The organism is Acrocarpospora phusangensis (assembly GCF_016862995.1).
In the GTDB taxonomy this organism is placed as follows: Bacteria; Actinomycetota; Actinomycetes; order Streptosporangiales; family Streptosporangiaceae; genus Acrocarpospora; species Acrocarpospora phusangensis.
Genome location: NZ_BOOA01000041.1, coordinates 63621 through 83903 on the forward strand (window position 1 = coordinate 63621; position 20283 = coordinate 83903).

Here is a 20283-nt window from a genome sequence, read left to right on the forward strand (position 1 = left end):
ATGGCATGGTGAAAATCGGGACCCTTGACGTCTGGCCGCCGGTGGTGCTCGCGCCGATGGCCGGAATCACCAACATCGCCTTCCGCACGCTCTGCCGCGAACAGGGCGGCGGGATCTTCGTGTGCGAGATGATCACTTCCCGGGCGCTGGTGGAGCGGAACCCGCTGACCTTCGAGATGATCAAGTTCGGCGAGACCGAACGGCCCAGGAGCCTCCAGCTGTACGGGGTGGACCCCGTCATCATCGGCCGAGCCGCCAAGATGATCGCGGAGGAGGACCTGGCCGACCACATCGACCTGAACTTCGGGTGCCCGGTGCCGAAGGTCACCCGGCGCGGGGGCGGGTCGGCGTTGCCGTACAAGCGGAGGCTGTTGCGGGAGATCCTGCGGGCGGCGGTGGCGAACGCGGGCGGGCTGCCGGTCACGATGAAGATGCGCAAGGGCATCGACGACGACCATCTCACTTATCTCGACGCGGGCCGGACGGCCGCCGAGGAGGGGATCTCCGCGGTCGCGCTGCATGCCCGTACGGCCAGGCAGCACTACGGCGGGAACGCCGACTGGGACGCGATCAGCCGGCTGAAGGACGCCGTGCAGGACATCCCGGTGCTCGGCAACGGCGACATCTGGACCGCCGACGACGCCCTGCGGATGGTCGCGCGGACCGGCTGCGACGGCGTGGTCGTCGGGCGTGGCTGCCTCGGCCGGCCCTGGCTCTTCCGCGATCTGGAGAACGCCTTCAACGGCGTGCCCGACCGGGCCAGGCCCACGCTCGGCGAGGTCACCCGCACGCTGCTCCGCCACGCGGAACTCCTCTGCGAGGTGATCGGCAGCGAACGGTACGGCGTGGCCGACTTCCGCAAGCACATCGGCTGGTACCTCAAGGGCTTCGTCGTCGGCGCCGAGACCCGCCGCCTGCTCGCCCTCTCCAGCGGTCTCGCCGAACTGGAGGACCGCCTCGGCGAGCTCGACCACGACCAGCCCTGGCCGGGCGAGGCCGCCGACGGCCCCCGCGGCAAGAGCGGCGAACGCCAGAAGGTCATGCTCCCGCACGGCTGGCTCGACGACCCCGACGAGCTGGCCGTCCCGTCGGCCGAAGCCGAGGACTCCACCTCAGGCGGCTGAGCGTCCTGCGGGGCGAGTGTGGCGGGCTTGACCCGGGCCGCTGACCTCTCCGGAAGGGGTGACCGGGTCCTCACCTCAGCCCGCCGAACCGGGTTCTACATGCGGGTGAGGCCGGTGACGTGGAGGACGGCGAAGCCTGCCTCGTCGGAGGCCGCCAGGTCGACCTGGGCGGTGATGGCCCAGTCGTGGTTGGCGGCGGGGTCCTCCAGGACCTGGCGGACGCGCCAGAGGCCCTGCTCCTCCTCGATCTGCAGGAAGGCGGGGCCGCGGGCGGACGGGCCGGTGCCGATCTCGTCGTGCTCCTCGTAGTAGGCGTCCATGGCGGAGGCCCAGTCCACGTCGGGGTGGAGTTCCTCCAGTTCCTCCTGCTTGTCCAGGGCGGTCAGCTCGACCAGGCGGAACATGGCGTTGCGGACCAGCACGCGGAAGGCGCGGGCGTTGGCGGTGACCGGGCGGAGCTTGGACTCCAGCTCGTCGCGGGTCTCCAGGGCCTCGGACGGGTTGGCCAGCTTCTCCCACTCGTCGATGAGGCTGGAGTCGACCTGCCGGACCAGCTCGCCGAGCCATTCGATCAGGTCGATCAGCTCGTCGGTCTTGAGGTGCTCGGGCACGGTCTTGGAGAGCGCGCGGTAGGCGTCGGCGAGGTAGCGCAGCACCGTGCCCTCGGAGCGGGCCAGCTCGTAGAACTGGATGTAGTCGATGAAGGTCATCGCGCGCTCGTACATGTCGCGGACGATGCCCTTGGGGCTGACGGTGTGGTCGCCGACCCACGGGTGGCCCTGCCGGTAGGTCTCGTACGCGCCGAAGAGCAGGGTCTCCAGCGGCATCGGGTAGGTGACCTCCTGGAGCAGCTCCATGCGCTCCTCGTACTCGATGCCGTCGGCCTTCATCTGGGCGACGGCCTCGCCGCGGGCCTTGTTGAGCTGGGCGTGCAGGATCTGGCGGGGGTCGTCGAGGGTGGACTCGACGATGGAGACCAGGTCCAGCGCGTACGTCGGGGAGTCGGGGGAGAGCAGTTCGAAGGTGGCCAGGGCGAAGGTGGACAGGGCCTGGTTGAGGGCGAAGTCCTGCTGGAGGTCGACGGTGAGGCGGGCGCGGCGGCCCTGGTCGTCGGGTTCGCGGAGGGTCTCCACGATGCCGCCGGCCAGCAGCGAGCGGTAGATCGCGATGGCGTGGCTGATGTGCCTGCGCTGCCACTTGCGGTCTTCGTGGTTGTCGGTGAGCAGGCGTTTCATGGCCTGGAAGCAGTCGCCCGGCCGGTTGATGACGGCCAGCAGCATGGCGTTGCTGACCTTGAAACGGGAGGTCAGCGGCTCGGGTTCGGCGGCCTGGAGGTTGGTGAAGGTCTCCTCGCTCCAGTTGACGAAGCCCTCCGGCGGCTTCTTGCGGGCGTAGCCGCGCCGCCGTTTGGGGTCGTCGCCGATCTTGGCGAGGGCGCGTTCGTTCTCGATGACGTGGTCGGGGGCCTGGCACGCCACGTACCCGATGGTGTCGAAGCCGGCGCGGCCGGCCCGGCCGGCGATCTGGTGGAACTCGCGGGCGCGCAGGCGGCGCACCCGGTTGCCGTCGAACTTGGTCAAGGCGGTGAACAGCACGGTACGGATCGGCACGTTCACCCCCACGCCCAGCGTGTCGGTGCCGCAGATGACCTTCAGCAGGCCGGCCTGGGCGAGGCGTTCCACGAGCCGGCGGTATTTGGGCAGCATGCCGGCGTGGTGCACGCCGATGCCGTGCCGCACGAGCCGGGACAGGGCGCGCCCGAACTTGGTGGTGAACCGGAAGTGGCCGATGAGGCCGGCGATGGCCTCCTTCTCGGCCTTGGAGCACATGTTGATGGACATGAGCGCCTGGGCGCGCTCCATCGCGGCGGCCTGGGTGAAGTGCACGACGTAGACGGGGGCCTGGTTGGTGGTCAGGAACTCTTCCAGGGTCTCGTGCAGCGGGCTCATCCGGTACGAGTAGACCAGCGGCACCGGCCGTTCCGCGTTCTTGACCACGGCGGTGGGGCGGCCGGTCCGGCGGGTCAGGTCCTTCTCGAAACGCTCGACGTCGCCCAGCGTCGCCGACATCAGGATGAACTGGGCCTGCGGCAGCTCCAGCAGCGGGACCTGCCAGGCCCAGCCGCGGTCGGGCTCGGCGTAGAAGTGGAACTCGTCCATGATGACCGTGCCCACGTCGGCGCGGGCGCCCTCGGCCAGCGCGACCTGCGCCAGGATCTCGGCGGTGCAGCAGATGATCGGCGCGTCGGCGTTCACGGAGGCGTCTCCGGTCATCATGCCGACGTTCTCGGTCCCGAACACCGCGCACAGGTCGAAGAACTTCTCCGACACCAGCGCCTTGATCGGCGCGGTGTAGAAGCTGACCTCGTCCCGCGCCAGCGCCGCGAAGTGCGCCCCGGCGGCGACCAGGCTCTTGCCCGACCCGGTCGGCGTCGCCAGGATCACGTTGCTGCCCGTCACCACCTCCATGAGGGCCTCTTCCTGCGCCGGGTACAGCGTCAGGCCGCGCTCCTCGTTCCACTGCACGAAGGTCTCGAACAGGGAGTCGGGGTCGGCGGTCCGCGGCAGTCGCTGCGTCAGATTGAGGCTCACGCCCTCTATCCTGCCTCGAACAGCCGCGTTCGCCGAAACGGAGCGGGACCGGTCAGCCGCGTTCAGACGCGTTCCAGCACCACCACCGGGATCTCCCGGTCGGTCTTGGTCTGGTACTCGTCGTACGCGGGCCAGGCCGCCGTCATCACCCGCCACATGTCCGGCTTCTCGTCCGGCGTGGCCGTGTGGGCGCGGACCTTGAAGCGCTCACCGAGGATCTGGAGCTCGGCGTCGGGATTGGCCTGCAGGTTGAGGTACCACTCCGGCGGGGTCGGGCTGCCGCCCTTGGACGCCACCACCAGATATTTGTCCCCGTACGGCTGGTAGATCAGCGGAGTGATGTGCGGTTTGCCGGAACGGCGCCCCCGGTTGGTCAGCAGGGCGGCCGTCGTGCCCTGCCACTCGTGCCCCTCCTGGCCGTCCGTTTCGAGATACTTTCGTACGTGTTCTGCACCAAAGAGCATATTGTGTCACCTACCCCTTTCTCGCGCCTCAACTATCTGAGGAGTCGATCAATTCCAGGGCAACCTTCAGTGACACGTCGGCGCGTTCCGCCTCGGTGACCTGATCGTCCGGCAGCATGAACCAGACGGCGTGCAGCGAGAAGAGCGCCATCGTGCGCTTCAGCCGGACCGTCAGCGAGTCGCCGGGATCGGTGAAGAAACTCACCAGGGTCAGCATCTTGGTGCGCATCTGCCCCATCTGGGGGTGATCCTTGAGCGCGGTCTGGTTGCGCTCCATGAAACGCATGACGTCGTGCTGGCGGTCGTTGTGCAGCCAGTCGGCGTACCGCCGGACGACCTCGCGCCGGACCTCCTGGGAGGGCGGCTGGCTGCGGACCCAGTCGATGAGGTCGTCCATGAACGCCACCCGGTCCGCCACCATGCTCAGGGCGATGTCCTCTTTTGTCTTGAAGTGGTAGTAGAGCGCCGCCTTGGTCACTCCCAGTGCCTCGGCGATCTCCCGCAGTGAGGTCGCCTCGTAGCCCTGCTCGGTGAAGAGCCGGAGTGCGATCTCCTGGATGCGCGCGCGGGTGTCCCGCGGACGCTCGTCCTCGTTCGCCGGCTCTGGGGCGAACGCACTCTCCGTGCTCGTTCGCTCGCTCATGATTACCTTTGTCCCTCTTAATCAACTTGACGGGCGGCAAGTAAGGAGCTTACCGTATCTCCGGTAACTAGCCGGTCGTCAAGTAAGCAAGTTTTCCACCAAGGGGGCCCACATGACGGAAACCTCGGCCGCTCCGGCGCGGTCGAAAGAGGTCATGATCGTTTTGCCCGGTCTCATGCTCGCCATGATGCTGGCGATGCTGGACAACATGATCGTCGGTACGGCCATGCCGCGAATCGTAGGCGAGTTAAACGGCCTGGAGTACTTCACCTGGGTCACCACCGCGTACGTCCTCGGCACGACCGTCTCCACCCCCATCTGGGGCAAGCTGGGTGACCTCTACGGCCGCAAGAACATCTTCCTCGGCTCGATCGTGATCTTCCTGGTCGGCTCCGCGCTCTGCGGCATGGCGGGCTCCGCCCTGTTCGGCGGGGTCGGCGGCGGCATGACCGAGCTGATCGCCTTCCGGGCGTTGCAGGGCCTCGGCGCGGGCGGCCTGATCGTCGGCGTCATGGCCATCATCGGCGACCTGGTCCCGCCGCGCGAGCGCGGCCAGTACCAGGGCATCATGGCCGCGATCATGTCCCTCGCGATGATCGCGGGACCGCTGGCCGGCGGCTTCATCACCGACCACCTCGACTGGCGGTGGGCCTTCTACGTGAACCTCCCGCTCGGCGGCATCGCGCTGGTCTGGCTGATCCTCAAGCTGGACCTGCCCAAGCGCCGCACCGAGCACCGCATCGACTGGCTCGGCGCCGCCGTCCTGACCGTCGGCATCACCGCGCTCGTGTTGATCACCTCGTGGGGCGGCCAGAGCCACGGCTACCCGTGGGGCTCATGGCAGATCATCGGGCTGGGCGTGGTGGCCGTCGTGGCGCTGGCGCTGTTCCTCCCGATCGAGCGCCGCGCGGCCGAGCCGATCATGCCGTTGCACGTCTTCAGGGACCGCAACTTCAACCTGATCTCCTGGATCGGCTTCCTGCTCGGCTTCGCCATGTTCGGGGCGATCAGCTTCCTGCCGCTGTTCCAGCAGACGGTTCAGGGCGCGACCGCGACCAACTCGGGCCTGCTCCTGCTGCCGATGATGGGCGCGGCCATGGTCGTCTCCCTGTTCGTCGGGCGGACGATCACGAAGACCGGCAAGTACAAGATCTTCCCGGTGATCGGCGGCGCGGTCATGGCCGTCGGCATGTGGCTGCTGTCCCTGATGGACGTGAACTCGCCCGCCTGGCACACCGGCGTGTTCATCGCCGTGCTCGGCCTCGGCATGGGCTTCCTCATGCAGACCACCATGCTGATCGCCCAGAACAGCGTGGAGCAGAAGGACCTCGGGGTGGCCAGCAGCGCCAGCACGTTCTTCCGCTCGATCGGCGGCTCCTTCGGTGTCGCCCTGTTCGGCGCGATCTTCAACAACCACCTGACCAGCAGCCTGACCGAGAAGTTCGGCGCCGAGGCCGGCGAGATGGTGTCCTCGGGCGGTCAGATGAGCCCCGCCGCCCTCGCCCAGCTGCCCGCGTCCGTCAAGACCGGCTTCATGGAGTCCCTGGCCGGCGCCATCAGCGGCGTCTTCGGCTGGGCGATCCTGTTCGCCGTGGTGGTCCCGGTCCTGGCCGTCTTCATCAAGGAGATCCCGCTCCGCGGTGGCAACGAGCCCACTCCGGAGGCGGCGGAACCCGCCGTCGTGTGACCCCTGCCCTGGATACGGCCGCCACGCGGCGGCCGTATCCAGATGGCACGGCCTGGATCAGGCCGGGCGCTCGGTCCTGTCGCCGGACCAGTCGGTGTGGAAGACACCGTCGCGGTCGGTCCTGCGGTAGGTGTGGGCGCCGAAGTAGTCACGCAGGCCCTGGATGAGGGCGGCCGGCAGCCGCTCCCGGCGCAGGCCGTCGTAGTAGGCCAGCGCCGAGGAGAAGCCCGGGGTCGGCACGCCGATCTGGGCGGCCGTGGCCACCACGCGCCGCCAGGCCTGCTGGGCCTCGGTCAGCGCCTCGGCGAACGTCGGGTCCGCCAGCAGCGTGGGCAGCTGCGGGTTCGCCTCGTACGCGGTGCGGATCCGGTCCAGGAACCGGGCCCGGATGATGCAGCCGCCACGCCAGATGGTGGCCATGGCGCCGCGGTCGATGTCCCAGCCGTACTCCTCACTGGCGGCGGTGATCTGGTCGAAGCCCTGGGCGTACGCGATGATCTTCGACGCGTACAGGGCCAGGCGGACGTCCTCCACCAGGGAGTAGTTGGGGGCGGTGCCGTCCGGGCCCTGGAGGTCGCGGGCGGCGGCGCGCTGCTCCGGGTGGCCGGACAGGGCGCGGGCGAAGACGGCCTCGGCGATGCCGGTGACCGGCACCCCCAGGTCGAGCGCGCTCTGCACGGTCCAGCGGCCGGTGCCCTTCTGCTCGGCCTGGTCCACGATGACGTCCACCAGCGGCTGCCCGGTGGCGGCGTCGACCTGGTCGAGCACCTCGGCGGTGATCTCGATCAGGTACGACTCCAGGTCGCCCCGGTTCCACTCGCGGAAGATCTCCGCCAGTTCCGCGGGGGTACGGCCGAGCGCCTGCCGGAGCAGGTCGTACGCCTCCGCGATCAGCTGCATGTCGGCGTACTCGATGCCGTTGTGCACCATCTTCACGAAGTGGCCGGCGCCGTCGGGCCCGACGTGCACGCAGCACGGTACGCCGTCCACCTGGGCCGCGATGCTCTCCAGCATCGGCCCCAGATCCCGGTACGCCTCCGCGGCCCCGCCCGGCATGATGCTCGGGCCGTTGAGCGCGCCCTCCTCGCCGCCGGAGATGCCGGCCCCGACGAAGTGCAGCCCGCGCTCCCGCAGCGCCGCCTCGCGGCGCCTGGTGTCGGAGTAGAGCGCGTTGCCACCGTCGACGATCATGTCGCCGGGCTCCATCAGGTCGGCCAGCTCCTCGATCACCGCATCGGTGGGCGCGCCCGCCTTCACCATGATGATCGCGCGGCGCGGCCGGCGGAGTGAGGCCACGAACTCGGCCATCGAGCCCGAGGGCAGGAATTTGCCCTCGTCCGCGTGGTCGGCCATGAGCTGCTTGGTCTTGCCCTCCGAGCGGTTGTGCACCGCCACCACATATCCGTGGTGGGCGAAATTCCTGGCCAGGTTGCGGCCCATCGTCGCTAGGCCCGTCACTCCGATGTCAGCTGTCTCCATGAGCCGCTCCTTTCCTTATGGCCAGGTCAGTAACCGTACGACGAGCCCCCGGCTTTACTCGGCGTCGGTGTGGGGGTCGGTGCGGCGCCCGACCCGGTGGCCGCGGAGTTTCCGGCGGCGTTGGACGGGCGGAGCAGCCCCAGCAGTCCGTGCTGGGCCTTGCTGATCCCGGCCGAGAACCAGATCGCGTTCACGCCGCCGTTCTCGGCTGTCCCGCGCTCCAGATCCCACAGCCCCTCAATCGCGATCGGCGATCCATTGGCATTACGCAACGGACCGAGATAACGCCCGTTGCGCGGATTGTATGCGTTGACCCATCCGTCGCCGAAGTTGCCCACCAGCAAAGCGCCGGAGAACCCGCCGAAGCCGCTCGGCGCGATCGTCATGGCCCACGGGGCGTTGAGCGCGCCGCGGCTGACGACCCGGCCCAGGAACCGTCCGGTCGGGCTGAACTGGCTCACGAAACCTTTGCCCTTGCCGGGCACGACCTTGCCGGTGGTGCTGTCCCGTACGGCGTACGCGACCAGGACCGACTGGCCGACGATCTCGACGTTCCACGGGGAGTAGGTGGCGGGCATGGTGGGGTCGCGGAACTGCCAGCGGGCCAGCCGTACCCGGTTGAAGTCGCTGTCGAAGACGTGCACCTTGCGGTGGGAGAACGAGGGCGCCAGCAGGAACGTGCCCCGGTTGGTCTCCATCAGGGCCAGGCCCTTGTAGTCGGCGTTGCGGGTGAACGCGGCGATGAGCGCGTTCTTGGGGTCCACCTCGGCGTTCCAGGCGGTGATCGCGCCGGACGGGCTGGAGAAGATGAAGGTGGCCGGCTTGCCCTTGATGGTGAAGCCCTCGCCCTTGTTGACGACCTGCCCGGTGGGCGCGCCGCCGGGGATGGCGACCTCGGTCTGCTCCTTCTTCACCGCGCCGGAGTAGACGGTGGCGGTGCCGGTGCCGGTGCCGGACACCCAGAGGGTCTTGCCCATGGCGAGCCCCCACGGGTTGACCAGCTTGGGGTCGGTGACGCTGGCCTTGCCGGCCACGTCGGAGACGAGGTTGACCTGGCTGAAGCGGGTCGCCGTACCGGTGGGTTTGTGCCCGGTCGCCGAGGTTTTGGACGGGGATTTCGACTGGGGTTTTGCGGTTGCGTGCGCCGTGCCCGGGATGCTCAGGATGAGAGCGCCGGCACAGAGAACGGCGATGCGTGATCGCATCGAGCCTCCTAGAAACCTGCTCGGGGTTCTTGATCTGCTGAGGTTGCTGAGTTCGCGAAGCTCCCTTTCGGGGCGAGATACGCGGTCCCCCCGGATACGGTTCAGCCGATTTATAACCCGATTGGCAGGTAGGCTTTGTGGAGTTAACAGCCCGGCAAAGTCGCCTGGACGTCCTCACCTGGGCGTCTATCGTCATCTTGTGATCAACGGAGACCCGTACGTGTTCCTGCCTCAGCCCGCCCGATCGTCCGTCGCCGTCCCGCCGCCAGGCGAGGGACCGGGGTTCTGGGCGGGCGCGCCCAGCGCCGTCGCCGCCGACGGCTTCGTCTACCTCGCCTACCGCCTGCGCCGCCCCCTCGGCGAGGGCCGCGGGTACGCGGTGGAGGTGGCCCGCTCGGCCGACGGCCAGACCTTCGAACCGCTGCTCACCATCACCAAGGAGCAGATGGACACCGAGTCGCTGGAACGTCCCACCCTGGTCCGCACGCCGTCCGGTTCGTGGCGGCTCTACCTGAGCTGCGCGACGTACGGGACGAAGCACTGGCGGGTCGAGGTCCTGGAGGCGGACGACCCCGCCGCGTTCGACCCGGCGCGGTCCCGCGTGGTCCTGCCCGGCGACCTCAAGACCGGCGTCAAGGACCCCGTCATCGTGCACCACGGCGGCATCTGGCACCTGTGGGCGTCCTGCCACCCGCTGGAGATCGCCGACGAGGCCGACCAGATGGTCACCGACTACGCCACCAGCCACGACGGCCTCGAATGGACCTGGCAGGGCACCGCCCTCGACCGCCGCCCCGGCGGGTGGGACTCCCGCGGCGTGCGGATCTCCACGGTCCGCTTCACGCCGGACGGCGTGCTCGCCTACTACGACGGCCGCGCCTCGGCCGCCGAGAACTACGAGGAGCGCACCGGCGTGGCCACCGGCCCCGACCCGTCCACCCTCACCGCCACCGGCGAGGCCCCCCACGCCGAGTCCCCGTACGGCGGCCTCCGCTACCTCGACATCCTCGCCCTGCCCGAGGGCGGCACCCGCGTCTACTACGAGTACACCCGCGCCGACGGCGCCCACGAACTCCGCACCGAGCTCGTGGACAGCGCGACGGGTTCTCACTGACCTTCGCCCGCGGCCTTTGCGAGGGGGGCTGGGCGCGAATAGTCCGATCAGTTACTCGCATAAATGGATAAGTTCGGTTGTTCCACTTTTATGGTGATTAGTCCCTACTCGGGTTTCGTTTCGTCGCATCCGCTTGTTCGGCATCCGCCGGAGGCGTACAAGTGGATTCGGAATCGTCGAGTCGAGGGTGGCCATGGTGGACGACCAGTCGTATCCCGGAAGCTCCGGCCCGTCGATTCGGTTGCCCAAGGGCGGCGGGGCGATCCGCGGCGTCGGCGAGAAGTTCGCCGCCAACCCGGTCACCGGGACCGCCACGATGGACGTGCCCCTCGCGGTGAGCCCCGGCCGTTCCGGCTTCGGCCCGCAGCCCTCCCTGTCGTACGACTCGGGTGCGGGTAACGGTCCGTTCGGCTTCGGCTGGAGCCTGTCCCTTCCCTCCATCACCCGCCAGACCGACAAGGGCCTGCCGCGCTACCACGACGCCGCCGATCCGGACGTCTTCGTGCTCTCCGGCGCCGAAGACCTGGTGCCGGTGCTCGTCCGGGACGCCCGGGGCACGTGGGAGCGGGAGAACCTCCCCGTGCGAACGGTGGACGGGGCCGAGTACCGGATCGTCCGTTACCGCCCGCGTGTCGAGGGCCTCTTCGCCCGAATCGAATGCTGGACGAATACCGCCGACCCGGGCGACGTTTTCTGGCGCTCGATTTCCAGCGACAACATCACCACGTGGTACGGCAAGACCGCCGAAAGCCGAATCGCCGATCCGGCGGACCGAAGCCGCGTCTTCAGCTGGCTGATCTGCCAGAGCCACGACGACAAGGGCAACGCGATCGTCTACGGCTACAAGTCCGAGGACTCCGCGCGGATATTCGAGGACGCGCCCGCCAAAGCCCACGAACGCAACCGCACGGACACGTCCCGTTCCGCCCAGCGTTATCTCAAACACATTCGCTACGGAAATCGTTCGCCCTATTTCCCGGTATTGCATGCCGAGGCCCCCTGGCCCGAACCCCCGGAGGCGGGCGCACCCGACGGAAGCGACGCCTGGCACTTCGAGGTCGTCTTCGACTACGGCGAGCACGACGCCGAGGCGCCGGCACCCCACGACGCGGGCCCGTGGCAGGCACGCCAGGATCCTTTCTCCACCTACCGCGCCGGCTTCGAGGTCCGCAGCTACCGGATCTGCCGCCGCGTCCTGATGTTCCACCACTTCCCCGGCGAAGCGGGCGTGGAACGCGACTGCCTGGTGCGCTCGACGGACTTCACCTACTCCGACCACGCCGACCCGACCGACGTCCGCGATCCCGTCCACACCTTCCTGCGATCGGTCACCCAGACCGGCTACCGCCGCCGCGACGGCGGCTACGACCGGCGCGGCCTGCCGCCGGTCGAGTTCGAGTACACCGAAGCCATCGTGCGGGACACGGTGGAGGACGTGGATCCGGGGAGCCTGGAGAACCTCCCGGCCGGCGTGGACGGCAGCACCCACCGCTGGACGGACCTGCACGGCGAAGGCATCCCCGGCGTGCTCACCGAGCAGGCCGGCGCCTGGTTCTACAAGCGCAACCTGAGCCCGGTCCCGGAGACGCGGCCCGACGGCGGCGAGCCGGCGAAGGCCCGGCTGGCCCCGCTCGAAACCGTCCTCCTCAAGCCCGGCGCCGCCCTGGACGACGGGGCGGAGCTCATGGACCTGGCCGGTGACGGCCTGCCCGACGTGGTCGTCCTGGAGGGCCCCACCCCCGGCCTGTACGAACACGACGACGCGGAGGGCTGGCAGCTCTTCCGTCCCTTCGCCTCGCTGCCGATCCGCGACTTCCGCGACCCGAACCTCAGGTTCGTCGACCTGGACGGCGACGGCCACGCCGATGTGCTCATCACCGAGGACGACGCCTTCGTCTGGCACGCCTCGCTGGCCGAAGACGGCTTCGGCCCCGCCAGGCGGGTCGCACAGGCGCTGGACGAGGAGAAGGGCCCGAGGATCGTCTTCGCCGACGCCACCCAGGGCGTCTACCTGGCCGACCTCTCCGGTGACGGCCTGACCGACATCGTACGGATCCGCAACGGGGAGGTCTGCTACTGGCCCAACCTGGGCTACGGCCGCTTCGGCGCGAAGGTGGCGATGGACAACGCGCCCTGGTTCGACCAGCCCGACCAGTTCGACCACAGACGCGTACGCCTGGCCGACATCGACGGCAGTGGCACCGCCGACCTCATCTACCTGCATCGCGACGGCGTGCGCCTGTACTTCAACCAGTCGGGCAACAGCTGGAGCCGGCCGCGCTCGCTGGAGGCGTTCCCCCGGGTCGACGACCTGGCCGGCATCGTGCCCGTCGACCTGCTCGGCAACGGCACCGCCTGCCTGGTCTGGTCCTCGCCCCTGCCCGGCGACGCCCGGCGGCCGATGCGCTACGTCGACCTGATGGGTGGCCGCAAGCCCCACCTGCTGGTCAGGGCGATCAACAACCTCGGCGCCGAGACCCGCGTCGACTACGCCCCCTCGACCAAGTTCTACCTGCGGGACAAGCGGGACGGAAAACCCTGGGTCACGCGGCTGCCGTTCCCGGTGCACGTGGTCGAGCGGGTGGAGACCGTCGACCACCTCAGCCGTAACCGCTTCGTCGTCCGCTACGCCTACCACCACGGCAGTTTCGACGGCGTGGAGCGCGAGTTCCGCGGCTTCGGCATGGTCGAGCAGTGGGACACCGAACGGCTCGCCGTCCTCGCCGGCGGCGACGTCCCGGCAGACGGCATCCCGGCAGACGACGTCGCGGCCGCCTCGCACGTGCCTCCGGTGCACACCAAGACCTGGTTCCACACCGGCGTATACCTGGGTCGCGATCACGTCTCGGACTACTTCGCCGGCTTGCTGAACGGCACCGGCCAGGGCGAGTACTTCAGGGAACCGGGCCTGACCGACGCCGAAGCCCGCGACCTCCTGCTGCCGGACACGGTCCTTCCGGCCGGGCTGACCCACGAGGAGGAGCGCGAGGCCTGCCGTGCGCTCAAAGGCGCGATGCTGCGCCAGGAGGTCTACGCCGACGACGCGGCGCCCGACGCCGCACCCGAGCGGATCCGGCGCGCCCGCACCCCCTACACCGTCACCGAGCAGAACTTCACCATCCGCGCCCTGCAACCCCGGGGCGCCAACCGGCACGCCGTCTTCCTCACGAACGCGCGCGAAACGATCAGTTACCACTACGAGCGCGACGCGGCCGATCCGCGCGTCCAGCACGCGTTGACGCTGGAGGTCGACGACCACGGCAACGTGCTCAAACAAGCCGCCGTCGGCTACGGACGCCGCACCGAGGTCCGTACGGTCGACGCGGCGGGAATCGTGCGACGGGCGCCCAACCCCGGCTTTGCCGAACTGCATCAGGCCGACCTGGTCAGGCAGACCACGCCACTGCTCACCTATGCCGAACACCGCGTCAGCAACGCCGTGGAGTCGCCCGACGCGCATCGCGGCCCCCTGCCGTGCGAGGCCCTCACGTTCGAGTTGACCGGCTACCCCGCCACCGGGCCGGCCGGTCGGTACCAGGCCTCGGATCTCGTCGAACCCGACGCCGCCGTACCCGGCCGCCTGCGTCACAGGTTCACCGGTCCCGACGTCGCCTACGAGGCCGAAGCCACCGGCGACCGGCGCCGCCGCCCCATCGACTGGTCGCGCACCCTCTATCGCGGCGACGACCTCGGAGGGCTCCTGCCCCTCGGCCACGCGCAGTCACTCGCCCTGCCCGGCGAGAGCTACCGGCTCGCCTTCACCCCCGGCCTGCTCGCGCGGGTCTTCCAGCGTCCGCGTCCGGGACAGCCGGCCGAGTCCCTGCTGCCGGACCCGGTGGCGGTGCTCGGCGGCCAAGCGGGCGACCAGGGCGGCTACCTGCGCAGCCAGACGCTCAAGGCGGACGGCCGTTTTCCCGGAGGCGACCCGGACGATCACTGGTGGATCCCCTCGGGACGCACCTTCCACAGCGTCGATCCCGCCGACGACGCCGCCACCGAGCTGGCTCACGCCCGGCGGCATTTCTTCCTGCCCCGGCGGCAGCGCGACCCCTTCGGCCAGGACGCCTTCGTCGACTTCGACGCACACGACCTGCTGGTGGCCGAAACCCGCGATCCCCTCGGCAACCGCGACACGGTGGAGGCCAGCGACTACCGCGTGCTGCAACCGCGCCTGGTCAGCGACCCCAACCGCAACCGGACCGAGGTCGCGTTCGACACGCTGGGCCTGGTGGTGGGCACCGCGGTCATGGGGAAGCCGCTGCCCGCTCCGGTGGAGGGCGACACGCTCGACGGCTTCGTCACCGACCTCACCCAGGCCCAGCTCGACCAGTTCTTCGACGCCGCCGATCCGCACGCCGTCGCGGCGGCTCTGCTGAAAGGCGCCACCACGCGCGTCGTCCACGACCTCGACCGATACCACCGCACCCGGCGCGCCAACCCTGACGACCCGGCGAAATGGCAACCGGCCCGCGCCGCCACACTCGCCCGCGAAACCCACGTCGGCGCCCCGCTGCCACCGCATGGCCTGAGGATCCAGCTCAGCTTCGCCTGCTCCGACGGTTTCGGCCGCGAGATCCAGAAGAAGATCCAGGCCGAGCCGGGACCGCTGGACACCGGCGACCCGCAGGCGCCCGTCGTCGCCCCACGGTGGGTCGCCGACGGCTGGACCGTCTACAACAACAAGGGCAAGCCGGTCCGCCGGTACGAACCCTTCTTCAGTGCCACGCACGACTTCGAGTTCGGCGTCATGGCCGGAGTCAGTCCCGTGCTGTTCTACGACCCGGCCGAGCGCCTCATCGCCACGCTGCATCCGAACCACACCTACGAGAAGGTGGTGTTCGACCCCTGGCAGCAGACCACCTACGACGTCAACGACACCTGCGCCGCCCGGGACGCCCAGACGGGCGACCCGCGCACCGACCCCGACATCGGCGGCTACGTCAGCGAATACTTCAGGACGCAGCCGGACACCTGGCAGACCTGGCACGCCCAGCGCATCGGCGGCGCGCTGGGAGCACACGAGCGCGACGCCGCCGAACGGGCCCAGGCACACGCCGACACGCCCGCCACCGCGCATTTCGATACGCTCGGCCGCCCCTTCCTGACCGTGGAGCGCAACCGCGTCGTCTGCCCCGGCCACCAGCTCGACGGCACTGCGGAGAACGTCGCCACCCGAGTCGAGCTCGACATCGAAGGCAACCAGCGCGAAGTGCGCGACGCCGTCCAGCAGGCCGGCGACCCGCTCGGCCGCGTCGTCATGCGGTACGCCCACGACATGCTCGGCAACCGCCTCCACGAGCACAGCATGGAGGCCGGCCCCCGCTGGACGGCGAACGACGTGGCCGGCAAGCCCATCCGCGCCTGGGACGGCCGCGGTCACACCTTCACGACCACCTACGACGCGCTGCGGCGCCCGGTCGGGCAGATGGTGCGCGGCACCACGGCGGACTCCGATCCGCGTACGCTGAACCGCGACATCCTGATCGACAAGATCGAGTACGGCGAGAGCCGTCCCGACGCGGAGGCACTCAACCTGCGCACCCGCGTCTACCGGCAGTTCGACTCCGCCGGCGTCGCCACCCACGCGCGGCTGGACGCGAACGGCGATCCGGCCGAGGCCCACGACTTCAAGGGCAATCCGCTGCACAGCACGCGCCGCCTCGTCAGGGACTACACGGCCATCCCCGACTGGCAGCTCACACCCCAGCTCGACGACGAGAGCTTCGAAGCCGGCACCCGCTACGACGCGCTCAACCGCCCCATCCAGTCGGTCGCCCCGCACAGCGGCCTGGCCCGCGCCGGGCGCAACGTCATCCAGCGGGTGTTCAACGAGGCCGGCCTGCTGGAGCGGGTGGACGTGTGGCTGGAGCGCGCGACCGGCCCCGACGCGCTCCTGGACCCCGGCATCGAGGCGCCCTCGCCGGTCGGCGTCGCCGGCATCGACTACGACGCCAAGGGCCAGCGGCTACACGTCGCCTACAAGAACGGCGCCGGCACCGTCTACGGCTACGACCCGCTCACCTTCCGGCTGACGCGGCTGCTCACGCGGCGCGACGCGGACGCCTTCCCCGGTGACGATCCGCGGCCGCCCGTCGCCGGCTCGCCGGGCCGCCAGGTCCAGAACCTGCTCTACACCTACGATCCCGCCGGCAACATCACCCACATCCAGGACGACGCCCAGCAGATCGTCTTCTTCAGGAACCAGCGCGTCGAGCCGGGCAACGACTACGTCTACGACGCTCGCTACCGGCTCATCCAGGCCACCGGCCGCGAGCACCTCGGGCAGCTGGCGGGCGGCGCGCGCAGGCCGCCGACGGCGCCGGACGGCCCGAACGCTTTCCACACGCGGCTGGACCATCCCGGCGACGGCAACGCCATGGGCACCTATGTCGAGCGCTACGTGTACGACGCCGCCGGCAACCTCCTGCGTACGCAGCACCGCGGCGGCGACCCGGCGCATCCGGGCTGGACGCGCGCCTACGACTACCTCGAACCCAGCCTGATCGAAGACGGCGGCCCCGGCGCTCCGCCCACGACCGGCAACCGGCTCAGCCGCACCGACCTCGGTCCCGACGGCGCGGCCGAGGTCTACCAGCACGATGCCCACGGCAACCTGGTGCGCCTGCCGCACCTGGGCGGCGGACGGCCGGGGCAGAACACGCACTGGGACTACGAGGACCGGCTGCGCCGCGCCGACCTGGCCGGCGGCGCGGTCTTCTGCGTCTACGACGCCACAGGCCAGCGTGTGCGCAAGGTGTGGGAGAAGTCGCCCGGCCGCACCGAGGAGCGCCTCTACCTCGGCGGCTTCGAGATCTTCCGCGCGTACGACGGCCCGATCGGCGCCGGCACCGCCAGCCTGGAGCGCGAGACGCTGCATGTCACGGACGACGACCAGGGTGTCGCCCTGGTGGAGACGCGCACACTCGACACGGCCGGCGATCCCGCACCGAGGCGACTGATCCGCTACCAGTTCGGCAACCACCTCGGCTCGGTCGCCCTCGAACTGGACGAGCGCGCGCAGATCATTTCGTACGAGGAGTACACGCCCTACGGGAACTCGGCGTACCAGGCCGTGCGCGGCCGGACGGAGACGCCGAAGAGATATCGATACACCGGAAAGGAGCGGGACGAGGAGACCGGGTTGTACTACCACGGTTCCCGGTACTACGCGCCGTGGCTGGGCAGGTGGATCAGCGCGGATCCCTCGGGACTGGTCGACGGGGTGAACGTGTACGCGTACGCCAACGGGAATCCGATCCGTTTCAACGACCCCAGCGGTAACGCGGGCGACGACGTCAACGACCCGAAATCCCTGACGGACAAGCGCGCTCACGCGCAACCCGCGGCGCAGCCGATGACGAAGAAACAGGCCCGGCAATACGCCAACAAGCAGGCGAGCGGCCATCGTAAAGCGACCGGGATGAATCAAGGGGCGACCGTGCAGGCCGGGCACACGGCGGCGGCCCGGCACGCGTCCGAATCAGGAATTTCGAAACAGGACTGGGACCGGCAGCAGATGCAGGACCTGCACAGCCGGAAGGGGAAAGGCCTCGATGTGTCGGTCACCGACCAGGCGGGGGTGACCAAGACGACCACGCGGCATCGTTCCCAGGAAGGGCTCATCGACGACGCGGTGAATCGTACGAAGGCGGCGAACAGCGGAAAACTCACTCCGCAGGGGCAACTGGACGCCGCCGGAGAGGTCAAATGGCGCACGGAGAACGTCCCCATGGACCAGCGTGACGTCGAAGCGCTGCGAAAGAGCGGTCCCGCGGCGCCGGATAAGGGCCCTCCCGTCGACCCGAAGACCGGCAAGGTGATCTCCAAGGAAGCCAAGGCGCTGAAGGCGGGAGAGGAGCTCGGCGAAAAGGCGCTGGCCAAGTCCGGCAAGGGATTGAAGGTCCTCACCAAGCTCGGCAAGGCCGGCCGGCATTTCGTCGCGGCCGTGCCCGTCGCCGGAATCGTGCTCGGCCAGGCTTCGGCGGCGCACGCGGCCAGCCAGGGCGACTACACGGGCGCGGCGCTCGACGAAGCGGGCTTCGTCCCGGTGGTGGGTGACCTGCTCGACGCGGCGCGCGGGGGCATGGCCCTCGGTGAGGCCCTGGAGGAGGGGCTAGGGATCAGCGACATCGCGGCGGAGCACGGACGGCTGGTCGAGGGAGTGGCCAGGTCCGCCGGTCTGAGTCAGGACGCGTCGATGATCGTGGGCGCGACCGGAGCCGCGGTCAGCGCGATCACCGTCGCTCCGAGGATCGCCGTGAAGAGAACCATCGAAGGCTGGCTCCGCTGAACGCCGGTCCCGAGGCCGGTTTCCGGGACGGCCGTCGCAAGTCCGAGGTGGCGATGAATGCCGGCTTGCCGTTCGTGGATCCCGGGGTCGGTTTCTGGGGCGGCCGTTGCGGGTCCGAGGTGGCGATGAATGCCGGCTTGCCGTTCGTGGATCCCGGGGTCAGCTTCTGGGGCGGCCGTTGCGGGACTGGGTCTGGCCGTCGGGGCGGGTGCCGACCAGGCCGCCGGAGCGCTGCCGGGGACGGAGCCAGTCGGAGAAGTCCTCGCCCAGGGTGCGCTGCAGGAGGGCGATGTCCTCGGCGAAGTGGGGGAGCAGGGCCTGCCGCTGCTCCCAGGTGAGGGCCTGCCGGGGGCGGGCCCGGTGCTGGAGCAGGCGGGTGAGCGGGGCCGTCAGGCGCTGACCGGCCACGCGGTCGCCGAGGCGGACCAGCTGGGACAGGAGCCGGTGGCGGGACGAGCCCTCCGGATGGGCGGTGACGTTCTCGCGGGGGACCGTGGTGAGCACGTCCTGCTCGACGCCGAGGAAGGCGCAGATGCGGTTCAGGGTGGAGGCCGGGCGGTCCAGCAGGTCGCGGTAGCGGAAGACCAGGACCTGCTCGCGGGGGAAGAGCGTGTAGAGGTGGGCCAGCTGCTCGCCGTACCTGCCCAGGGAGACGTAGTGCCAGAAGGGGGCCCAGCCGGCCTCCTTGCGCTCGGGTTCGGCGGCGCAGGCGGCCGGGAAGTCGCCGATCGGCTCCAGGCCGGCCGACCAGAGGTGGGTCCAGTTGGAGTGGGCGCGTTCCACCGGGTCCCGGAGCACGACGATGAGCCGGCAGTGGGGGATCAGGTCGTGGATGCGGCGCTGGGCGGCGGTGTCGTACAGGTAGAACGGGGTGGATTCGCCGTTGAGCGCGCCGGGGCGGAACAGGGCCTCGTAGTCGGCGCGGCGCCAGACGTGCTCGCGGTAGGTCTCGGCGTCGCCGGGGCCGCCGGTGGTGGGCGGCGGGCCGTCGGTGAGGAAGAACTTGGGTTCCTTGACCGGGGACAGGTGCAGCCGGGGATGGCCGGCCAGGGCGGCGTGCAGGGCGGTGGTGGCGGCCTTCGGAGCGCCGATCACCAGGAAGTCGGGCAAAGGCATGGCAACCCTACTTTACCTACAGATTTAGCTGGTAAATCTCCCTTCGGGAATAGTACGCCTCCCGGTTGCCCGGGAGGCGCACTGGGGTGATCAGTAGCGTTCCGCCAGGTTGGAGTTGATTTCTGTGAGGACCAGGGTCGCGTCGGTGTAGCGGATCAGGTTCCCCAGGGTGGGGGGTTGGGCCAGGGTGGCCTGCGCGTACCGGAAGGCGTCGCCGACCGTGCGCAGCCCGAGGCGCTGGATGGTGATCGTCTGAACCCGGGTGCCCGCGTTGATCCTGCGGGTCGCCAGGTTGAGGGTGGTGGCCAGGAGTTCGGCCCGGAGCGTACGCGGCTGGGTGACCGGCAGGAAGAACACGGCCGAGGCCTCGGACTGGGACAGCGCGCCGTTGGCGGCGGAGTTGTCCGCGCCGTCGAAGCGGGTGTCCGTGGCCTGGACCCGGGCCAGCGCCTCCGCCGTACGCAGGTGCGGGCTGAGACCCCACAGCGTGGTCACCAGCGGCTGCCGGCTCGGCGCGACCGCGGTGATCGAGGTCTGCGCGTTGCCGGTCACCGGGGCGAAGGTGCACCC

11 protein-coding genes are annotated in these 20283 nt (G+C 69.7%); 4 read left to right on the plus strand and 7 right to left on the minus strand.

The genetic code is table 11. The annotated features are described in order from the left end of the window. The first annotated feature begins 5 nt into the window (after positions 1–5). Positions 6–1124 (plus strand): tRNA dihydrouridine synthase DusB, encoded by a 1119-nt coding sequence (dusB, locus tag Aph01nite_RS24005; RefSeq protein WP_204043220.1) that lies wholly within the window; start codon positions 6–8, stop codon positions 1122–1124. A 95-nt stretch (positions 1125–1219) separates the two neighbouring features. Here the strand turns inward: dusB and Aph01nite_RS24010 are convergent, their stop codons facing one another. The 3 genes from Aph01nite_RS24010 to Aph01nite_RS24020 all read right to left on the minus strand — a co-directional run bounded on the left by Aph01nite_RS24010 (position 1220) and on the right by Aph01nite_RS24020 (position 4822). Next, positions 1220–3715 (minus strand): DEAD/DEAH box helicase, encoded by a 2496-nt coding sequence (locus Aph01nite_RS24010; RefSeq protein ID WP_373872317.1) that lies wholly within the window; start codon positions 3713–3715, stop codon positions 1220–1222. A 62-nt stretch (positions 3716–3777) separates the two neighbouring features. Next, positions 3778–4179, minus strand: a complete 402-nt coding sequence (locus tag Aph01nite_RS24015; RefSeq protein ID WP_204043221.1) for a nitroreductase family deazaflavin-dependent oxidoreductase — start codon at positions 4177–4179, stop codon at positions 3778–3780. A 28-nt stretch (positions 4180–4207) separates the two neighbouring features. Next, a complete protein-coding gene (locus Aph01nite_RS24020) occupies positions 4208–4822 on the minus strand; it encodes a TetR/AcrR family transcriptional regulator (protein ID WP_204043222.1) in 615 nt (204 codons plus the stop codon). A 112-nt stretch (positions 4823–4934) separates the two neighbouring features. On the opposite strand from Aph01nite_RS24020, the gene Aph01nite_RS24025 reads away from it, so the two are divergent. Beyond that, a complete protein-coding gene (locus Aph01nite_RS24025) occupies positions 4935–6509 on the plus strand; it encodes an MDR family MFS transporter (protein WP_204043223.1) in 1575 nt (524 codons plus the stop codon). A gap of 57 nt (positions 6510–6566) precedes the next feature. Here the strand turns inward: Aph01nite_RS24025 and gnd are convergent, their stop codons facing one another. Further along, positions 6567–7988, minus strand: a complete 1422-nt coding sequence (gene gnd / locus Aph01nite_RS24030; protein WP_204043224.1) for an NADP-dependent phosphogluconate dehydrogenase — start codon at positions 7986–7988, stop codon at positions 6567–6569. A 26-nt stretch (positions 7989–8014) separates the two neighbouring features. After that, positions 8015–9193: a TIGR03118 family protein gene (locus Aph01nite_RS24035; RefSeq protein ID WP_204043225.1), complete on the minus strand. Its 1179-nt coding sequence runs from the start codon at positions 9191–9193 to the stop codon at positions 8015–8017. 199 nt (positions 9194–9392) lie between these two features. On the opposite strand from Aph01nite_RS24035, the gene Aph01nite_RS24040 reads away from it, so the two are divergent. Continuing rightward, complete coding sequence (locus Aph01nite_RS24040) at positions 9393–10307, plus strand: hypothetical protein (RefSeq protein WP_239161918.1); 915 nt, start codon at positions 9393–9395, stop codon at positions 10305–10307. A gap of 196 nt (positions 10308–10503) precedes the next feature. Continuing rightward, positions 10504–18597: a SpvB/TcaC N-terminal domain-containing protein gene (locus Aph01nite_RS24045; protein WP_204043226.1), complete on the plus strand. Its 8094-nt coding sequence runs from the start codon at positions 10504–10506 to the stop codon at positions 18595–18597. A 159-nt stretch (positions 18598–18756) separates the two neighbouring features. On the opposite strand, the gene Aph01nite_RS24050 is transcribed toward Aph01nite_RS24045, so the two are convergent. Together Aph01nite_RS24050 and Aph01nite_RS24055 are read right to left on the minus strand one after the other, a co-directional pair. Then, positions 18757–19713: a sulfotransferase gene (locus Aph01nite_RS24050; protein WP_204043227.1), complete on the minus strand. Its 957-nt coding sequence runs from the start codon at positions 19711–19713 to the stop codon at positions 18757–18759. A 90-nt stretch (positions 19714–19803) separates the two neighbouring features. Continuing rightward, positions 19804–20283, minus strand: a 480-nt coding sequence (locus Aph01nite_RS24055; protein ID WP_204043228.1) for a hypothetical protein, incomplete at its 5' end; no start/stop codon positions are given.